Raw genomic sequence first — 16,489 nt, 5'->3', positions numbered from 1 at the left:
TTACGGCATCGCCGTCGCGGCTCCTGCGACCACCTGGGTGGCCAGTGCCTGGGCCTGCTGACGCAGTTCAGGCACCGCCAGGCTTTCCCACAGGTTGCCGATGCGCAGGCTGCCGAGCACACCCAGCCGTGCCTGCGGCTGGCCACCGGCAGCACGCAGGCGGTCGCCCGGCACGGTGCTGTCCAGGCCCAGCCCATGCGGACCCGGACGGGCCAGTCCATCGGCCTGCAGCTGCTGCAGCAACGGATTGCGCAACGCGTTGGCGCGGGTCTCTACGCCGGTGGCGTTGATCACCCCGCCAATCATCGTCCACTGCTGTTCATTGCCGGTGGCATCGCGGCCAGACAACCGCAGGGCATCGCCTTCGCGGCAGACGCGCTGCAGGCGCGACCGATGGATGCGCAGTTGGCCACTGTCCTGCAGAGACTGCAGCTGCGCATCCACCTCTTCGGCGATGCGGTGGCGATGTACGTCCCAGTAGCGCACCACATGGCGCAGGAAGCGGCGCTGGTCGGCCTCGTCGAGGCTGCACCACAGCGCCTGCCCGTGCGGACGGATGCGGTCCATCACGCCCTGCCACGGCAGGCCATCGGCCTGCGCTTGGCGGGCGAAGCCACGCAGCGCACGCAGGCGCTGGCGCAGGTTCATCGGCAGCAGCGTGGCCGGGTCGAACGTGGGCAGGCCGCCGTGTGCGTGCGGCAGCGGCAGCAGGCCGTGACGCGAGATCACATGCAGAGGGCCGGTGTGACCGGCAGCAACCAGCGCCAGCACGGTGTCGGCCATGCTCAGGCCGGAGCCGACAATGGCCACGGCCTGTTCGCCGGCCAGGGTACGCACACCGTCGTAGTCCCAGGCCTCGATCACATCATCGGCAGGCAGCGCGTCGGCACCGGCCACGGGCAACGGGCGCATGCTGTTGCCGGTGGCCAGCACCGCCTGCGCAGCGTGCAGCGTGCTGCCATCGCCGAGTGTCAGCTGGTAGCCGTGGTCATCCGGCTGCAGGCCCAGTACCGGCTGCGTGATCACCTGCAGCTGTGCGGGGCTGGCGGCCACGGCCTCCTGCAGGCGCTGCTGCAGGTAGGCAGCAAAGTAATGGCGACACACGTAACGCTCGCCCAGCACCTCGCGCGCCTCGCCCGGGTAGGCGTTGGCTGCCACCAGATAGTCGAGGAAATCACCAGGCTGGTCGGCAAACGCACTCATCTTTGCCGCCGGTACGTTCAGCAGGTGCTCCGGCCATGGTGTGGCATAGGCGATGCCCTGGGCCAGCTGCGAGGCGGGTTCGAAGATGGCCAGCGCCAGCGGCGCGTGGGCCTGGCGCAGTACCTGGATCGCCACCAGCACCCCGGCTGCACCACCACCGATGATCGCCAGGTCCAGTTCGCCATTACGCGGTGAATCAGTCATGTGCCGATTGTAGGCCATCGGCGATGACAGGCCGGATTGCCGAAGCGGGCGGTTACCGCCGCCTCACATCAACGCATCGGCCAAGCGTGCGATGCCCTCGCGGCTGCGCCGCCAGGCAGGACGCTTGCGCCATTGCTGCAGATCCAGCTGCCGCGATTCACGCAGGTAGCCATCCTCGATCCCGCACAACTGCTTCACCAGCGCATGGTCGTAGCAGATCAGGCCGATCTCGGCATTCAGCGCGAACGAGCGGATATCCATGTTGATCGAGCCGAGCACGGCGATGTCCTCGTCCACGCTCATGTGCTTGGCGTGCAGGAACTGCGGTTCGTACAGGGCGATGCGCACGCCGCAACGCAGCAGTTCGTCGTAGTACGCCTCCTGCGCCCACGAGGTCAGCCGCTGGTTGTTGCTGGCAGAGAGGATCAGCTGCACCTGCACGCCGGACAATGCGGCGATACGCAGTGCGCTCAATGTGGCCTCGTCGGGCACGAAGTACGGGGTCACCATCACCAGCCGGCGCCGCGCCAGATGAATCAGCGCCGCAACCGCATCGCGCGCGTTGCTGTACGGGTAGGCCGGGCCGCTGGGCAGCAGCTGGGTAGCGATGTCATCACTGCACTCGGGCACGTCGGCAATCACGTCCAGGCGCTGGCCGGTTTCCATGTACCAGTCACTGGCGAACACCGCCTCCAGGTGCGCCACCGCCGGGCCACGCACGCGCGCCACCAGCTCGCGGTTCGGGTGGCCGGGCACGAACTGCGGGCCTGCCAGGTTCTGCGAACCGACATAGGCCACTTCGTTGTCGATCACCGCGATCTTGCGGTGGTTGCGCAGGTCCATGCGTCCGCTGCGGCGCCAACGCAGGCCGCCGGGCAGCATCGCGCGTACTTCAACGTCACGTGACCGCAGTCGCTTGCTGTACGCGCGCAGTCCCCGTTTGGCGCCCACCGCGTCAAGCAGCACGCGGCACTGCACGCCACGTGCGGCGGCACGCTGCAGTGCTTCGACAATGGCCTCGCCGACCGCGTCGTCGAACATCAGGTAGTACAGCAGGTGCACGCGGTCTTCGGCCTGGTCGATGTCGGCAATCAGCGTGTGCAGCGATTCGTCGTAGTCGGTCAGCAGGTCGACCGCGTTGCCGTGCACCGGCATGAAATCGCCCTGGCGCTGCACCAGCGGCACGATCTCAGCGCTGGCGGTGTCCGGCTGCGGGGTCCAGCGCAGGCGATGCTGCAGCGCCTGTTCCTCGCGGATGACCTGCGAGGCCTCGGCCTGGCGGCGGATGCGCTCGCGCGACAGCCATGGGTGGCCGAACAGCAGGTACAGCGGCAGGCCCAGCAGCGGCACGAAGCCGACCAGCAGCAGCCAGCTGCGCGCCGCACCCGGCGTGGTGCGGGTGGGAATCCAGCACAGCGCGACCAGCCGGATCAGCCAGTCGATCAGCAGCAGGTACGAACCCAGCAACCACTCGAACAGCATCGCGTCGCCCGTCGGGAGGTGATGGGCCATTCTGCCCAGCGGCCTTTGTAGAGTCGAGCCGCGCCCCATGACCGGCGGGCGCCATTGGGATGAACGCATCGCCATGCGCGGGGAACGGTCCGCGCAGCACGGGGGAAGAATGTCGCTCGACTGCCTTTCGATCCGATGGCAGAGATCCAGCGTGTCGACCAAGGTCGACACCTAGCGGGCGTGGGGTCAGCGTGCCGACCAACGGTCGGCACCCACCATGGGACCACCGGGCATGAACACCGGGCATGAAAAAACCCGCCACAAGGGCGGGTTTCTTCGGGGGGATCAGCAATCCTTGCGGATTACTTGATCTTGCCTTCCTTGTACGGGACGTGCTTACGCACGACCGGATCGTACTTGGAGAATTCCATCTTCCCCGGGGTGTTCTTCTTGTTCTTGTCGGTCGTGTAGAAGTGACCGGTACCAGCGGTCGAAATCATACGGACCTTATCGCGCTTGCCTGCCATGATCGTCTACTCCTCAGACCTTTTCGCCGCGCGCACGCAGCTCAGCCAGAACGGAATCGATACCGTTCTTGTCGATGGTGCGCAGTGCATGCGCGGAAACACGAAGCTTCACCCAGCGGTTTTCGCTGGCAACCCAGAAGCGGCGTTCGTGCAGATTCGGCAGGAAACGACGACGGGTCTTGTTGTTGGCGTGCGAGACGTTGTTACCCGTCTGCACTCGCTTGCCGGAAACCTGGCATACGCGGGACATTGCGCACCTCGATAGTAAGTTGTGTCAGCCCGTAGCCCGGGAGACGGCGGCCTCGATGGTTGCCCACCACACGTCAAGAGAATCAAAGGGTTACGCTGGCGTTGGGCGGCCGGGGACATGCTCCCGGGGGCGCCGCCCGGTAGAAAACCGGACACAGCGAGCCGCGCATTATGCACGGGTTCAAGCACTTGCGCAAGTTACCCAGAGGCTGGGGCTGAATGCGCCGGGGCTGCAGCCCGCCAACCGGCATACTGCCTCGGATCACTGCGGAGCTTTCCATGCGGCTGCTGGCCCTGACCTACGGAACCGAAGGCGATACGCGCCCGCTGGCCATGCTCTGCCATGGGCTGATCGGCGCAGGCCATGAGGTGACACTGCTGGCCGATGGCGGCACCTTGGGCAGCGCGCAGGCGCTGAAGGTGCCCCATGCGGCTCTTGAAGGTGACATCCATGACGAAGTGGTCGCGCTGGTCTCGCGTGGCAACGGTGTTGCCGCCGCCAGTAACGGACTGGCACGGATGGCGCTGCAGCATGTCAGCGGCTGGATGCGCCAGGCCGATGCCGCTGCCGAAGGCTGCGATGCGATTCTGACCGGTGGCCTGGCGGCCTTTGTCGGTATGAGCGTGGGCGAACGCCGGGGGCTGCCGGTCATCGGCACCGGCATGATTCCGCTGACCCCGACGCGGGCCTTCCGCTCCCCGTTCCTGCCGCCCGGACGCTCGCCAGGCTGGTTGAACCGCGCCAGCTACGGGCTGGTCAACGGCCTGATCTGGCGCCAGTTCCGCGGGCCGATCAACGCGGCCCGCAAGCAGCTGGGGCAATCGCCGCGTCGCTCGCTGTGGTCCGGCCTGCCGATGCTCTATGGCATCTCGCCGCAGCTGCTGCCGCCACCGGCGGACTGGCCGGCCGACCACATCGTCTGTGGTCAATGGCGGCTTCCTGATGCGCCCTGGACGGCGCCGGCCGATCTGCAGGCCTTCCTCGATGCCGGCCCGCCGCCGGTCTACCTCGGCTTTGGCAGCATGACCGGCTTTGATCGCGAGCGCGTGTTGCCGGCCCTGCTGCAGGCGCTGGCACCGCGCCGTGTCCTGCTGTTTCCCGGCTGGGTGGGACTGCCTGCGATGCGCTTGCCCGATTCTGTCTTCGTACTGGGCCCGACCCCACACGAAGCACTGTTCCCGCGTTGCGCACTCGTCATCCACCATGGCGGCAGCGGCACCACCCATTCGGCCTGCCGCGCCGGCATTCCCTCGCTGGTGATGCCGTTCGCCGCAGATCAGTTCTTCTGGGCCGATCGCCTGTATCGGTTGCGGGTGGCACCGGCGCCGCTGTCAGCGAAGCGGCTGGACGCAGCAACGCTTGCAGCGGCCATCACTTTTGCTGAGAACGACGCAACACGTGCACGCGCTGCTGCCTTGGGTGCGGCGATGCGCAATGAAGATGGGGTGGCACGCGGCGTGACAATGATCGAGCGCTGGTTGCGGCCGGTGTAACAGCGCCCAGCCTCAGCGCAGGTGCGGAATCACCTGCGCCAGCAGGTGTGCATCCTTCAGCGCGCCGTGCAGGCCGCGCTGGCTTGGGATACGCAGGCGCTGCAGCACGTCGTCCAGCTTGTTACCCTGGCCCGGCCAACGCCCCCGCGCCAGCTTCAGGCTGCAGGTGATGCGGCAATGCTGGGCCAGCGTGCCGGGGATGCCAGCCAGGCGCAGCTCGTTGTCCAGGAAACCCACGTCGAAGGTGGCGTTGTGCGCGACCATCTCGCTGCCGCGCAGGAAGTCGAGCAGTTCGGCGGCCTTGCTGGAGAACAGTGGCTTGCCCACCAGCATCGCATCGCTGATGCCATGCACGCGCTGTGCGCCCCAATCGACCCTGCGCTGCGGCTGCAGGTAGGTGTGGAACTGGCGGCCGGTGAGCTGGCCATCGATCAGTTCGACGGCACCGATTTCGATCACCCGGTGCCCCAGGCGGTGGGAGATGCCGGTGGTTTCGGTATCCAGTGCGACGATGCGACTCATGCGTGAGGCTGTTTCCTGTTGCGTGCTGTGGTGATTTTCGCACGCCCGGTGTGTGTCACCCCAGCGCTTCCATCACCCAATCAATGAACACCCGCAGCCGCTGGCTCATGTGCCGGTTCGGCGGGAACATCACGTGCATAGGCATCGGCGGCAGCTGCCAGTCCTGCAGCAGCGGCAGCAGTTCGCCACGCGCCACATGAGGCTTGGCCATGTAGCTGGGCAGCGCGACCACACCCAGTCCCGCCAACGCGGCCGCCAGATAGGCGTTGCCGTCGTCGAAGCCGACCGCATACCGGCCCTGCACTTCTACGCGCTCCTCGCCGCGCTGCGCGCTGAACACTCTCGCCCGGCCACTACGCGGGCTGAGGAAGCCGACCATGTGATGATCAGGCCCTTCCAGCGCGCGCGGGTCGGTCGGCATGCCGAAGCGCTGCACATAGCCTGGACTGGCGTGGAAGCCGATCGGCAGTGCAGTCAGCGGCCGCGCCACCAGCGCCGGGTCGGCCGGCGTGCCACCACGGATCACGCAATCGACGTTGTCGGCGATGACATCGACCTCGCGATCACTCACGCCGACGTCGAGCTGGATCTCCGGGTAGCGCGCTTGGAAATCCGGCAGCACCGGTACCAGCCGCAGCCGCGCGTAGGGCCCGGGCACATCCACGCGCAGGCGGCCACGCGGCTGGGCGGCCGCGTCGCCCAGCCCGCCTTCGACCTCGTCCAGTTCGGCCAGCAGGCGGGCGATGCGCGGGTAATAGGCCGCGCCGTCGGGGGTGACGCTGACCCGCCGGGTGGTGCGGTTGAGCAGGCGCAGCCTTAGGTGCGCCTCCAGCTGCTGCACCAGCTGGGTAACCGTGGTGCGGCTGATCTGCAGGGTGTGCGCGGCGCGGGTGAAGCTGCCGGTTTCCACTACCCGGGCAAAGGCCCGCATCGCCTCGAAACGGTCCATGGCCGGCCGTGATTATTTGGGATTGGCAATCAATCTAGGCCGATCATCGCGGTTTATCCAGACAGCGCTCGCGAGGAGGATGGCGTTGTCTCCCACGGGATCTTCCCCATGTCACAGCGTGATGTCGTTTTCCCCGCCGGGCGCCAGGCCCTGTACGAGCGCAACCGCTACTCGCCGGCGATCCGGTCCGATGGCTTCCTGTTCGTTTCCGGCCAGGTCGGCAGCCGCGAGGACGGTTCGCCCGAGCCGGACTTCGAGACGCAGGTGCGCCGCGCCTTCGAGAATCTCAATGCGGTGTTGGCTGCTGCGGGCTGCACGTTCGATGACGTGATCGACGTGACCGTGTTCCTGGTCGATCCGGAAACCAACTTCGAGAAGGCCTGGGCGATCGTGCCCGAGTACTGGGGCGAGGCGCCGCACCCTACCCTGACCGGTATCGGCGTGACCTGGCTGTATGGGTTCCAGTTCGAGATCAAGGTGATCGCGAAGCTGCCCGCAGACCGGTAGTGCCGGCCGCTGGCCGGCAATGTGTCGGGGATCGAAAGGCGTGTCGACCAAGGTCGACACCCACCAGGGCAGAAGGCCCCAGGCCGCCCACCTGAACGGGAGATTCCGACGTATTCCCGAAGCGGCCATTGATATTGTATCCGGCGAAAACCGCTTGCTAGCCTGCCCTTCATGCGCTGGATCACCCGCCACCTCCGTTCGACCCTGCTGATGCTGCTGATGGCGGCATTCGTGGTCGTGCCGGTGGCCGACGCCCTGGCGTGCACGGTGGAACCGCATGCCAGCACGGTGCATGTGGAATCCGCACCGGATGCCGATGGCGATACCGACGGCAAGCATGTCGGTGCCTGTGGCCACAACCACTGCCACCACTCCAACCTGAGCCTGCCGGCGCACACGATCGCCGCCTTCGGGGCGCCACTGCCGGCGCGCTGGATGAGTGCGGGCGATGCGGCGGCCTATACGGTCGCCCAGGATGAATTGACGCGTCCACCCCGGGCGTGAGTTGAGCGCGTCCCGCGATTGCGGGCTCCCGTTTCACTCACAACCGGAATCCCCCTATGTCGATCCTGACACCTCGGTCGCCGCGTGCGGCCGGGCTGGTCGTCGCCGTGTTGCTGGGCCTGGCCCCGGCGGCATCGGTGATGGCGCAAGCCGCCCCCTCCTACGACACCCTGCTTGAACGCCTGGACCAGCTGCCCGGCACTCGTGTGGGCACGGCACTGGCCGAGGCCGCCGATGCGCGCGCCGACCAGGCCCGTGCGCTGCCCAATCCCTCCCTTTCCTGGTCGGCCGAAAACGCCTGGGGCTCCGGCACCTACCGTGGCATGGGCAAGGCCGACACCGTGCTCACCCTGTCCCAGCCGCTGGAGGTCTGGGGCCAGCGTGGCGCGCGCGTCCGCGCCGCCCGTGCCGAGGCCCAGGCGGCCAACCTGCGTGGCGCGCAGAGTCGCAGCGACGTGGCCAGCCAGCTGGCGGTGGTCTATGCACAGGCGGAAAGTGCACTGCGCCGCTACACCCTGGCCGAGGAAGCACTGTCACTGACCCGCGATGACGCCAACGCCGTCAACGCCATGGTCAAGCAGGGCCGCGAACCACAGCTGCGCGCGGTGCAAGCGCAGAGCGAAGTAGCCAATGCCATGGCGTCGCTGGATGAAGCACAGGCGTTCCGCGATGCCGCGCTGGCCCGCCTGGCCGGCACCGCGCTGCTGGATGCGCCGGTGCAGTCGATCGACGACAGCCTGATCGACCGCGCCCCGCCGCTGCCGCGCGGCGCCACCGACGTGGCGCTGGCGGTGCGCATCGCCGAAGCCGAAGCCGATGCGGCGGGCAAGCTGGTGGACGTGGAGCGCAAACGCGCCCTGCCCGACCTCAGTGTCACCGCCGCGCAGACCCGCTTCCGCGAAGGCGGCGAGCGCGCCTACAACCTCGGGCTCAGCCTCAGCATCCCGCTGTTCGACCGCAACCGTGGCGGCATCCGCGCCGCCAATGCCGACCAGCGCGCGGCCGAAGCGCGCCTGGACCAGCAGCGCCGCGACAGCGAGGCCGAGCGCCTGTCCGCCGTGGCCGGTCTGAAGGCCGCCGGCAGCCGCACCCGCGCCGCCGATGAGAGCGTGGTCGCCGCCGAAGAGGCGTATCGCCTTGCGCGCGTCGGCTTCGACGCTGGACGCATCTCGCAGCTGGAACTGCGCAGCACCCGCAGCGCCCTCATCGCCGCCCGCGGCACCGCCGTGGATGCGCGCCTGTCGCGCGTCGCCGCGGAAATCGATCTTGCCCGCCTGGAAGGGCGCGCACCCTTTGTGGAGGCCCCATGACTCTCTCCCGTACTTTCCCGCTGATCGGCGGCGTGCTGCTGACCGTGCTGCTGGCCGGCTGCGCCGGCAACGCGCAGACGCCTGCCAATGAAGACCCCGCTGCGGCCAAGGCCGGCACCGATGATGGCCACGGCCATGCCGCCGACAGCAAGGAAGCCAAGGCAGAAACCGCTAAGGCGCCCGCCGATGCGGATGAAGGTGTCGTGCAGTTGACCCCTGAGCAGATCAAGGCCTCCGGTATCGAAGTGGTCGCGATCGGTCGCGGTGGCGGTGGCTCCACGCGCCTGTCCGGCCGGGTCGAACCCTCGGTCGGTGCACGTGCCTCGGTGGCGTCGACCGTGACCGGCCGCGTCGAGCGCGTGCTGGTCGCTCCGGGCACGGCGGTGAAGCAGAACCAAGCGCTGGCCATCGTGGTCAGTGGCGAGGCGGCGGTGTTCCGCGCCAATGCGCTGGCCGCGTCCGCCGAAGCCGAGGCCGCACGCCTGGCCTATGGCCGCGACAAAGCCCTGGTCGACCAGGGCGTGGTCGCCCGCCAGGAAATGGAAGCCTCGCGCGCACGTTCGCTGGCGGCACAGGCCCAGGCTGCGGCCGCGCAGGCGCAGGCCGCCGCCAACGGTGCGCCCGATGCCAGTGGCCGCGTGCGCATCACCAGCCCGGTGGCCGGCATCGTCGGCAACGTGCAGGTCACCCCGGGTGGCGTGGTCGCCGCCGGTAGCGCCGTGGCCGACGTCGCCGATCCGGCGATGAACGAGCTGGTGTTCACCGCACCGCCGGCGCTGGCCGCGCAGGTCACGCCGGGCATGAAGCTGGAAGTGAGTGTGCCGGGTGGCAGCTTCACCGCCACCGTCACCGGCTCGGCCGCCGATGTGCGCCAGCAGGGCGGCGTCGCGGTGATCCGTGCCACGCCGGTGGATGCGTCGCTGCCGCCGGCCGGTTCGCCGGTATCGGCCGTGGTGGTCACCGAAGGCCAGGACGGCTCGCTCAGCGTGCCGGCCGATGCGGTGCAGAACGTCGATGGCAGCAGTGCGGTATTCGTCGCCGTCGAAGGCGGCTTCAAGGTACAGCCGGTGCTGGCTGGCCGTCGCGCCGGTGACCGCATCGAGATCCTTGGTGGGCTGACCGGCAGCGAGCGCATCGTCGGTGCCAACGCCTTCCTGCTCAAGGCCGAACTGGCCAAGGGCGAAGCCGAGCACGGCCACTGAGGAGGCGACCATGTTCAAGCTGATCATTGAAACAGCGGTGCGCCACCGCTGGCTGGTGGTGTTCATGGCCGCGCTGATCGCCGCTGTGGGCCTGTTCCAGCTGGGCAAGCTGCCAATCGACGCGGTGCCGGACATCACCAATCGCCAGGTACAGATCAACACGGTGGCGCCAGCACTGACCCCGGAGCAGATCGAGCGGCAGGTGACCTACCCGCTGGAAACCGCGCTGGCCGGCATTCCCGGCCTGACCACCACCCGTTCGCTGTCGCGCAATGGCTTCTCGCAGGTCACCGCGATCTTCACCGATGCCACGGACATCTACTTCGCCCGCCAGCAGGTAGCCGAGCGCATGCGCGAAGCGTCGGAAGACCTGCCCGATGGTGCATCACCGATGCTGTCGCCGGTCACCACCGGCCTCGGTGAAGTGCTGATGTGGACGGTGGACTTCACCACGTTCGACCCAGCCAAGCTGGCCAAGCCCGGTGAAGCCGGCTGGCAGGCCGGTGAGGTCTACCGCACACCGGAAGGCAACCTGCTGCGCACGCCGGAGGAACGCGCGACCTACCTGCGCACCGTGCAGGACTGGATCATCGCGCCGCAGATGCGTTCCAGTCCGGGGCTGGCCGGCGTCGATACGGTCGGTGGCTACGTCAAGGAATACGGCGTGCATCCGGACAGTGCCAAGCTGGCCGCGCACGGCCTCGGCCTGGCCGACCTGGTCACTGCCCTGCAGCGTTCCAACGTGCAGGCCGGTGCCGGTTTCGTGCAGCGTGCCGGCGAGGGCCTGGTGGTACGTGCCGACGGCCTGGCGCTGACCACCGACGACCTGGCGCAGGCGCCGGTGGCCACCCGCAATGGCGTGGTGGTGCGCGTGGCCGATGTGGCCGACGTCGACCTGAGCCGCGCGCCGCGCCTGGGTGCGGCCAGCCGCAATGGCCATGAAGCCGTGCTGGGTACCGCGCTGATGATCGCCGGTGGCAACAGCCGCACCGTGGCGCAGGCAGCTGCGGCGCGCCTGGAACAAGTGAACAAATCGCTGCCGGCCGACATCGTGGCGGCACCGGTGCTGGACCGCAGCGTGCTGGTCAATTCCACCATCAAGACCGTGGCCAGGAACCTCACCGAGGGCGCACTGCTGGTGGTGGTGGTGCTGTTCCTGCTGCTGGGCAACCTGCGTGCGGCGACGATCACCGCGCTGGTGATCCCGCTGTCGTTCCTGTTCGCAGTGATCGGCATGAACCGCTTCGGCATCAGCGGCAACCTGATGAGCCTGGGTGCGCTGGACTTCGGCATCCTGGTGGACGGTGCGGTGATCGTGGTCGAGTCGACCCTGCTGATGCTGGGCCAGCGCCGCGCCGAACTGGGCCGTGCGCTGACCGCGATGGAACGCCTGCGCGTGGCCGCCGATTCGGCGCTGAAGATGGCGCGCCCGGCGGCGTTCGGCCAGCTGATCATCCTGCTGGTGTTCGCGCCGATCCTCACCCTGGAAGGCGTGGAGGGCAAGACGTTCCACCCGATGGCGGCGACCTTCATGCTGGCCCTGGTCGGTGCCTTCCTCTTCTCTTTCACCTTCGTGCCGGCGATGGCCGCACTGCTGGTGCGCGAGCCGAAGCTGAAGGACGGCGAGGCACACAGCGATGATGGCGAGCACGAAACCAGGCTGATCCGTGTACTGCGTGCGCGCATCGAGCCGGTGATCCGCAAGGCCGTGGCGCATCCGCGCACGGTGGTGGCCGGTGCGGTGATGATGGTGGTGGTGGGCATCGGCTCGTTCTCGCTGCTGGGCCGTGAGTTCATGCCGACGCTGGACGAAGGCAACGTGGCGATGCAGGCCCTGCGCGTGCCATCGACGTCGCTGGAGCAGTCACTGGCCATGCAACTGGCGTTGGAGAAGGTGATTGCCAAGCAGCCGGAAGTGGAGACGGTGTTCTCGCGTACCGGTACCGCCGAGGCGGCGATCGATCCGATGCCGACCAACATCTCCGACAGCGTGATCGTGCTGAAGCCGCGCAAGGACTGGCCCGATCCGAAGCTGGACAAGGAAGCACTGGTGGCACGCTTCGAGAAACTGGCCGGGCAGCAGCTGGGCAACAGCTTCGAGTTCAGCCAGCCGATCGAACTGCGCTTCAACGAGCTGATCTCCGGCGTGCGTACCGACCTGGCGGTGATGATCTTCGGCGACGACTTCAGCCAGCTGCAGAAGGTGGCCGACCAGGTGGCGCTGAAGCTGCGTGCGGTGAACGGCGCGGCCGACGTGCGGGTGGAACAGATCTCCGGCCTGCCTACGCTCAACGTGGCGATCGACCACGTGGCGGCGGCTCAGTACGGCCTGACCGCTGCGGACGTGAGTGATGCGCTGTCCACCGGCATTGGCGGCACTGCGGCCGGCAAGGTCTTCGAAGGTGATCGCCGCTTCAACGTGGTGGTGCGCCTGGACGATGCCTCGCGCAACGATCCGGACCAGCTCGCGTCACTGCCGATCGCCACGCCGTCAGGGCTGGTGATTCCGCTGTCGTCGGTGGCGCGCATCGCGGTGAGCGAAGGGCCGAACCAGATCAGCCGCAACAATGGCAGCCGCCGCGTGGTGGTGCAGGCCAATGTGCGTGGCCGCGACCTGGGCGGCTTCGTCGGCGAGGCACAGGCCGCAGTGGCCGACGTGGCACTGCCGCCAGGTGCCTACCTGACCTGGGGCGGTCAGTTCGAGAACCTGCAGCGCGCGGAGAAGCGGCTGGCGACGGTAGTGCCGGTGGTGTTCCTGCTGATCGGCAGCCTGCTGTTCATGGCCCTGCGCAGCGGCAAGGAAGCCATTCTGGTGTTCAGCTGCGTGCCGCTGGCGCTGGTCGGCGGCATCCTCGCGCTGCTGCTGCGTGGCATGCCGTTCTCGGTGTCGGCGGCGGTCGGCTTCATCGCCGTCTCCGGCGTGGCCACCTTGAACGGCCTGGTGCTGATGCAGGCGATCCGCGAACGCCTGGATGCCGGCGACCTGTCGCTGCAGGCGGCGATCAACGGTGCCTCCAGCCGCATCCGCGCGGTGTTGACCACGGCGCTGGTGGCGATCGTCGGCTTCATTCCGATGGCGATTGCCAGTGGTTCCGGCGCGGAGGTGCAGAAGCCGCTGGCGACGGTGGTGATCGGTGGCCTGATCACCGCCACCGTGCTGACCCTGCTGGTGCTGCCGACGTTTGCCGCGCGCGTGGCCAAGCCGCGGGCGGTGGGGGTGAGGTGAGAGGGGGTCGGAGCCCCGCCCTTCGGGCGGGGCTCTGACCCGATCACACGACGGTCAGGCCTTCTTGCGTTCGGCGATGTAGGCCTGGATCTGCTGTTCCAGCACCGGCAGCGGCACCGAGCCCTGCTTGAGCAGGGTGTCGTGGAAACCCTTGATGTCGAACTTGTCGCCCAGCTCCTTCTCGGCCTGCGCACGCAGGCGCACGATGGCGATCTCGCCCAGCTTGTAGCTCAGCGCCTGGCCCGGCCAGGAAATGTAGCGGTCCACTTCGGTGGTCACTTCATGCTCGCTCAGCGCGGTGTGGTCACGCAGGTAGGCCAACGCCTGCTCGCGGGTCCAGCCCTTGCTGTGCACGCCGGTGTCGATCACCAGGCGCGCAGCACGCCACATCTCGTAGGTCAGACGGCCGAAATCATCGTACGGGGTTTCATAGATACCCATTTCCACGCCCAGCTTCTCGCAGTACAGCGCCCAGCCTTCGCCATAGGCGGAGATGTAGGCGTTGCGGCGGAACTCGGGCAGGTTCTTCTGCTCGGCGGCGATGGCGCCCTGCAACGCGTGGCCCGGATCGGACTCATGCAGGGTCAGTGCCGGCAGGTTGTACAGCGGGCGCGACGGCAGGTTGTAGGTGTTGAGCCAGTAGGTGCCCATGCCACCGCGGCCGGCGGTCCAGAACGGCGCAATGTCCGGCGGCACCGGCACGATGGTGAAGCGGGCGCGTGGCAGCGTCATGTACTTGCCAAGCTGGCCATCGGCGCGCTTGGAGATCCACGCGGCACGCGACAGCAGCTCTTCCGGCGTCTTGGCGTAGAACTGCGGGTCGGTACGCAGGAAGGTCAGGAATTCGGCGAAGCTGCCCTTGAACTTCACCTGCTTGATGATGTCGTTCATTTCCTTCTGGATGCGTGCGACTTCATCCAGGCCGATGCGGTGGATCTCGTCCGGCGACAGGTCCAGCGTGGTGTATTCGTGGATCTGCTGCTTGTAGTACGCCTTGCCGTCGGGCATCGCTTCGGCGGCCAGGGTGGTACGCGCCTGCGGCACGTATTCGCTGACGAAGAAGGTGCGCAGCTGCTGGAACGCGGGCACCACCTTGCCACTGATCGCTTCACGCGCCTGCGCCTGCAGTTTGGCCTGTTCGGCCGCCGGAACGGTGTTGGGCAGCTTCTTGAACGGCGCGTACAGCGGCGATTCGGTCGGGTCCTTCAATTCGGCGACGGTGGCGATGGAGACCTCGCGGCCATCGAGCACCGCACGCGGCACGCTGAAGCCACGCTTCAGGCCAGCGCGCATGTTGTCGGTCTGCTGGCCGAAGTAGCGCGGCACATCGTTCAGCCGTGCGATGTAGTTCTGGTAGTCCTGCACGGTCTTCATCTCGCGCCGGGCCATGAAGGACAGGTTGGACCAGAACGAGGAGTCGGCGTTGAACGGCATCTCGTAGCCACGCAGGCGCGTCTCTTCGGCCAGGTTGAACACCTGGTCGTGGTAGATCGCGTAGTTGACCTGGTTGTCGGGCGACAGGGTCTTCGGATCGATCTTCTTCAGCGCGGCGAGGGTCTCGTCCCACACCTTCAGGCGCGCCTGCTGCGCGGCCGGGCCGACGTCGGGCATGCGGGTGGCGTTGGCCGGAGCGTCTTCGTCCTCGCTGGCCTCGCCGCCGCCATCCTGGCGCCACTTCCATTCCTTCTCGTACAGCGCGCGGAAGGCGGCATCGGCGGGCGATTCGGTGGCCACGCTGGCCGGTGCGGCGGTGGCGGGCGGCGCGGCCAGGGCCACGGCAGGGGCGGACAGGGCGATCAGCAGGGCAACGGCAAGACGGGTTTTCACGAGCACAGGTTCCCGGGAAGGCAGACCCCGATCATGGCACCGCTCACCGTCCGTGGCATGGGACGAAGGTCCTGCCTGCGCAGCGGACCGGGGCCCCGGTAGCGGCCAACCTTGGTTGGCCCCAAACCCAGCGCCGACCAAGGTCGGCATCTACCGGAGACCTAGTGGCTGGCCCTGTCCCGCTTCCAGCCCCGGTGCTTGATGTCCAGCTGCAGGCTGTACAGCGCGGTGAACGCCGGGAACAGGTTCTGCAGCACGCCCACCGAGTCCTGCTTGGCCGAGAACAGGAAGTAGCTCAGCGTCATCAGGCTGCCGACCACGCTCATGTACCAGAACAGCCGCGGGATCACCGGCTTGCCCGCACGCTTGGACGCGATGAACTGGACCAGCCAGCGGCCACCGAACATCAGCGCGCCGGTATAGCCGATCAGCTTCCAGCCGGTCACATGCAGGCCGGTCCAGTACAGCCAGGTCAGCGGCTGGTCGAGCCAGTGCAGTTCCAGCCCCATCACCGCTCTTCCACCGCAGTGCGCTTGCTGCGGGTGATTAGCCAGGCCACGCCGCGCAGATCACGAATGCCGACCAGCGCGCGGCCCAGGTTGTTGTACTTGGACACGCCGGCGGTACGGTGGCGGTGGTTGACCGGCACGCTGGTGGTCTTCCAGCCAGCACGCTGCATCAGCGCCGGCAGGTAGCGGTGCATGTGGTCGAAGTACGGCAGGTCGAGGAACGCGCTGCGCTCGAACAGCTTGATGCCGCAGCCGGTATCGGGCGTATCGTCGCGCAGCATGCGTGCACGGATGGCGTTGGCCCACTTGCTGGCCCAGCGCTTGCTGCCGCTGTCCTGGCGGTTGACACGCCAGCCGGCGAACAGCTTCACCTGTGCCTCGGCTGCATCGCGCGCGGCCAGCAGCTTGGGAATGTCGGCCGGATCATTCTGCCCGTCGCCATCCAGGGTCGCGATCCACGGCGCACGTGCGTGCTTGACGCCAGTGCGCACGGCGGTGCTCTGCCCGCTCTGGTTCACGTGGTGCAGCACCCGCAGTTCCGGCGTGGTCGCCTTCAGGCCCTGCAGCACCGACAGGGTGTCATCGCGCGAGTGATCGTCGATGTAGACGATCTCGAACGGCAGCCGCCCGCGCAGTGCAGCGGTGATTTCGGCAACCAGCGGGGCGACATTGTCGCGCTCGTTGAATACCGGGACGACAACGGAAAGCTCGGGTTGGCTCATAAGGCACTCGGCCAAAGGGGGACAAAGACCGCGCATTCTCCGAAGCCGAGGTTATCCGAAGATGAATCCGGCTGTGTGAGGA

At 67.6% G+C, this 16,489-nt stretch carries 15 protein-coding genes; 6 read left to right on the top strand and 9 right to left on the bottom strand.

The annotated features are described in order from the left end of the window. The 4 genes from N5D20_RS06495 to rpmB form a co-directional block, all read right to left on the bottom strand. Complete coding sequence (locus N5D20_RS06495; RefSeq protein ID WP_197578144.1) at positions 1 to 1,425, bottom strand: FAD/NAD(P)-binding protein; 1,425 nt, start codon at positions 1,423 to 1,425, stop codon at positions 1 to 3. A gap of 45 nt (positions 1,426 to 1,470) precedes the next feature. Beyond that, positions 1,471 to 2,889, bottom strand: coding sequence for a cardiolipin synthase (gene cls / locus N5D20_RS06490; protein WP_197578168.1), 1,419 nt, complete (start codon positions 2,887 to 2,889; stop codon positions 1,471 to 1,473). Between the two features lie 332 nt (positions 2,890 to 3,221). Continuing rightward, the gene (rpmG, locus tag N5D20_RS06485) at positions 3,222 to 3,389 is read right to left on the bottom strand and encodes a 50S ribosomal protein L33 (RefSeq protein ID WP_170272460.1); all 168 of its coding nucleotides are present in this window, start codon (positions 3,387 to 3,389) and stop codon (positions 3,222 to 3,224) included. A gap of 10 nt (positions 3,390 to 3,399) precedes the next feature. After that, the gene (gene rpmB / locus N5D20_RS06480) at positions 3,400 to 3,636 is read right to left on the bottom strand and encodes a 50S ribosomal protein L28 (RefSeq protein WP_005411638.1); all 237 of its coding nucleotides are present in this window, start codon (positions 3,634 to 3,636) and stop codon (positions 3,400 to 3,402) included. A 278-nt stretch (positions 3,637 to 3,914) separates the two neighbouring features. Between rpmB and N5D20_RS06475 the strand changes: the two genes are divergently transcribed. Next, complete coding sequence (locus tag N5D20_RS06475; protein ID WP_197578145.1) at positions 3,915 to 5,129, top strand: glycosyltransferase; 1,215 nt, start codon at positions 3,915 to 3,917, stop codon at positions 5,127 to 5,129. A 12-nt stretch (positions 5,130 to 5,141) separates the two neighbouring features. Here N5D20_RS06475 and dnaQ read toward each other — a convergent pair whose 3' ends face one another. After that, complete coding sequence (gene dnaQ / locus N5D20_RS06470) at positions 5,142 to 5,651, bottom strand: DNA polymerase III subunit epsilon (protein ID WP_180876330.1); 510 nt, start codon at positions 5,649 to 5,651, stop codon at positions 5,142 to 5,144. 55 nt (positions 5,652 to 5,706) lie between these two features. Further along, the gene (locus N5D20_RS06465) at positions 5,707 to 6,600 is read right to left on the bottom strand and encodes a LysR family transcriptional regulator (protein WP_197578146.1); all 894 of its coding nucleotides are present in this window, start codon (positions 6,598 to 6,600) and stop codon (positions 5,707 to 5,709) included. 108 nt (positions 6,601 to 6,708) lie between these two features. Here N5D20_RS06465 and N5D20_RS06460 point away from each other — a divergent pair, with 108 nt between their 5' ends. From N5D20_RS06460 to N5D20_RS06440, 5 genes are all read left to right on the top strand, one after another. Next, the gene (locus tag N5D20_RS06460; RefSeq protein ID WP_019661743.1) at positions 6,709 to 7,107 is read left to right on the top strand and encodes a RidA family protein; all 399 of its coding nucleotides are present in this window, start codon (positions 6,709 to 6,711) and stop codon (positions 7,105 to 7,107) included. Positions 7,108 to 7,278: 171 nt separating this feature from the next. Further along, on the top strand, positions 7,279 to 7,611 hold the full coding sequence (locus N5D20_RS06455; RefSeq protein ID WP_010482368.1) for a hypothetical protein: 333 nt from the start codon (positions 7,279 to 7,281) through the stop codon (positions 7,609 to 7,611). 56 nt (positions 7,612 to 7,667) lie between these two features. Next, entirely contained in the window at positions 7,668 to 8,921 is a 1,254-nt protein-coding gene (locus N5D20_RS06450) for a TolC family protein (protein ID WP_197578147.1), read from the top strand. Further along, positions 8,918 to 10,123, top strand: a complete 1,206-nt coding sequence (locus N5D20_RS06445) for an efflux RND transporter periplasmic adaptor subunit (RefSeq protein WP_197578148.1) — start codon at positions 8,918 to 8,920, stop codon at positions 10,121 to 10,123. The genes N5D20_RS06450 and N5D20_RS06445 overlap by 4 nt, the downstream gene beginning before the upstream one ends. 10 nt (positions 10,124 to 10,133) lie before the next feature. Next, on the top strand, positions 10,134 to 13,349 hold the full coding sequence (locus N5D20_RS06440) for a CusA/CzcA family heavy metal efflux RND transporter (protein ID WP_197578149.1): 3,216 nt from the start codon (positions 10,134 to 10,136) through the stop codon (positions 13,347 to 13,349). Positions 13,350 to 13,403: 54 nt separating this feature from the next. On the opposite strand, the gene N5D20_RS06435 is transcribed toward N5D20_RS06440, so the two are convergent. The 3 genes from N5D20_RS06435 to N5D20_RS06425 all read right to left on the bottom strand — a co-directional run bounded on the left by N5D20_RS06435 (position 13,404) and on the right by N5D20_RS06425 (position 16,407). Further along, complete coding sequence (locus N5D20_RS06435) at positions 13,404 to 15,176, bottom strand: DUF885 family protein (protein ID WP_197578150.1); 1,773 nt, start codon at positions 15,174 to 15,176, stop codon at positions 13,404 to 13,406. 161 nt (positions 15,177 to 15,337) lie between these two features. Further along, a complete protein-coding gene (locus N5D20_RS06430; protein ID WP_008267433.1) occupies positions 15,338 to 15,685 on the bottom strand; it encodes a lipid-A-disaccharide synthase N-terminal domain-containing protein in 348 nt (115 codons plus the stop codon). Then, positions 15,685 to 16,407 carry a glycosyltransferase family 2 protein gene (locus N5D20_RS06425; RefSeq protein WP_019338305.1) on the bottom strand — a complete coding sequence of 241 codons (723 nt, stop codon included), beginning with the start codon at positions 16,405 to 16,407 and terminating at the stop codon, positions 15,685 to 15,687. The genes N5D20_RS06430 and N5D20_RS06425 overlap by 1 nt, the downstream gene beginning before the upstream one ends. Between the last annotated feature and the right edge of the window lie 82 nt (positions 16,408 to 16,489).

Source organism: Stenotrophomonas sp. GD03877, assembly GCF_029840555.1.
Taxonomy (GTDB): domain Bacteria; phylum Pseudomonadota; class Gammaproteobacteria; order Xanthomonadales; family Xanthomonadaceae; genus Stenotrophomonas; species Stenotrophomonas geniculata.
The sequence above is the reverse complement of the archived record's forward strand: the minus strand, read 5'-3'. Positions and strand labels throughout refer to the sequence as shown.

Excerpts from the sequence above, each read along its gene's own strand:
- N5D20_RS06465 (WP_197578146.1), bottom strand. The coding sequence starts at position 6,600 with ATGGACCGTTTCGAGGCGATGCGGGCCTTTGCCCGGGTAGTGGAAACC.
- dnaQ (WP_180876330.1), bottom strand. The coding sequence starts at position 5,651 with ATGAGTCGCATCGTCGCACTGGATACCGAAACCACCGGCATCTCCCAC.
- N5D20_RS06440 (WP_197578149.1), top strand. The coding sequence starts at position 10,134 with ATGTTCAAGCTGATCATTGAAACAGCGGTGCGCCACCGCTGGCTGGTG.
- cls (WP_197578168.1), bottom strand. The coding sequence starts at position 2,889 with ATGCTGTTCGAGTGGTTGCTGGGTTCGTACCTGCTGCTGATCGACTGG.
- N5D20_RS06455 (WP_010482368.1), top strand. The coding sequence starts at position 7,279 with ATGCGCTGGATCACCCGCCACCTCCGTTCGACCCTGCTGATGCTGCTG.
- N5D20_RS06445 (WP_197578148.1), top strand. The coding sequence starts at position 8,918 with ATGACTCTCTCCCGTACTTTCCCGCTGATCGGCGGCGTGCTGCTGACC.
- N5D20_RS06460 (WP_019661743.1), top strand. The coding sequence starts at position 6,709 with ATGTCACAGCGTGATGTCGTTTTCCCCGCCGGGCGCCAGGCCCTGTAC.
- N5D20_RS06430 (WP_008267433.1), bottom strand. The coding sequence starts at position 15,685 with ATGGGGCTGGAACTGCACTGGCTCGACCAGCCGCTGACCTGGCTGTAC.
- N5D20_RS06425 (WP_019338305.1), bottom strand. The coding sequence starts at position 16,407 with ATGAGCCAACCCGAGCTTTCCGTTGTCGTCCCGGTATTCAACGAGCGC.
- rpmB (WP_005411638.1), bottom strand. The coding sequence starts at position 3,636 with ATGTCCCGCGTATGCCAGGTTTCCGGCAAGCGAGTGCAGACGGGTAAC.
- N5D20_RS06495 (WP_197578144.1), bottom strand. The coding sequence starts at position 1,425 with ATGGCCTACAATCGGCACATGACTGATTCACCGCGTAATGGCGAACTG.
- N5D20_RS06475 (WP_197578145.1), top strand. The coding sequence starts at position 3,915 with ATGCGGCTGCTGGCCCTGACCTACGGAACCGAAGGCGATACGCGCCCG.
- N5D20_RS06450 (WP_197578147.1), top strand. The coding sequence starts at position 7,668 with ATGTCGATCCTGACACCTCGGTCGCCGCGTGCGGCCGGGCTGGTCGTC.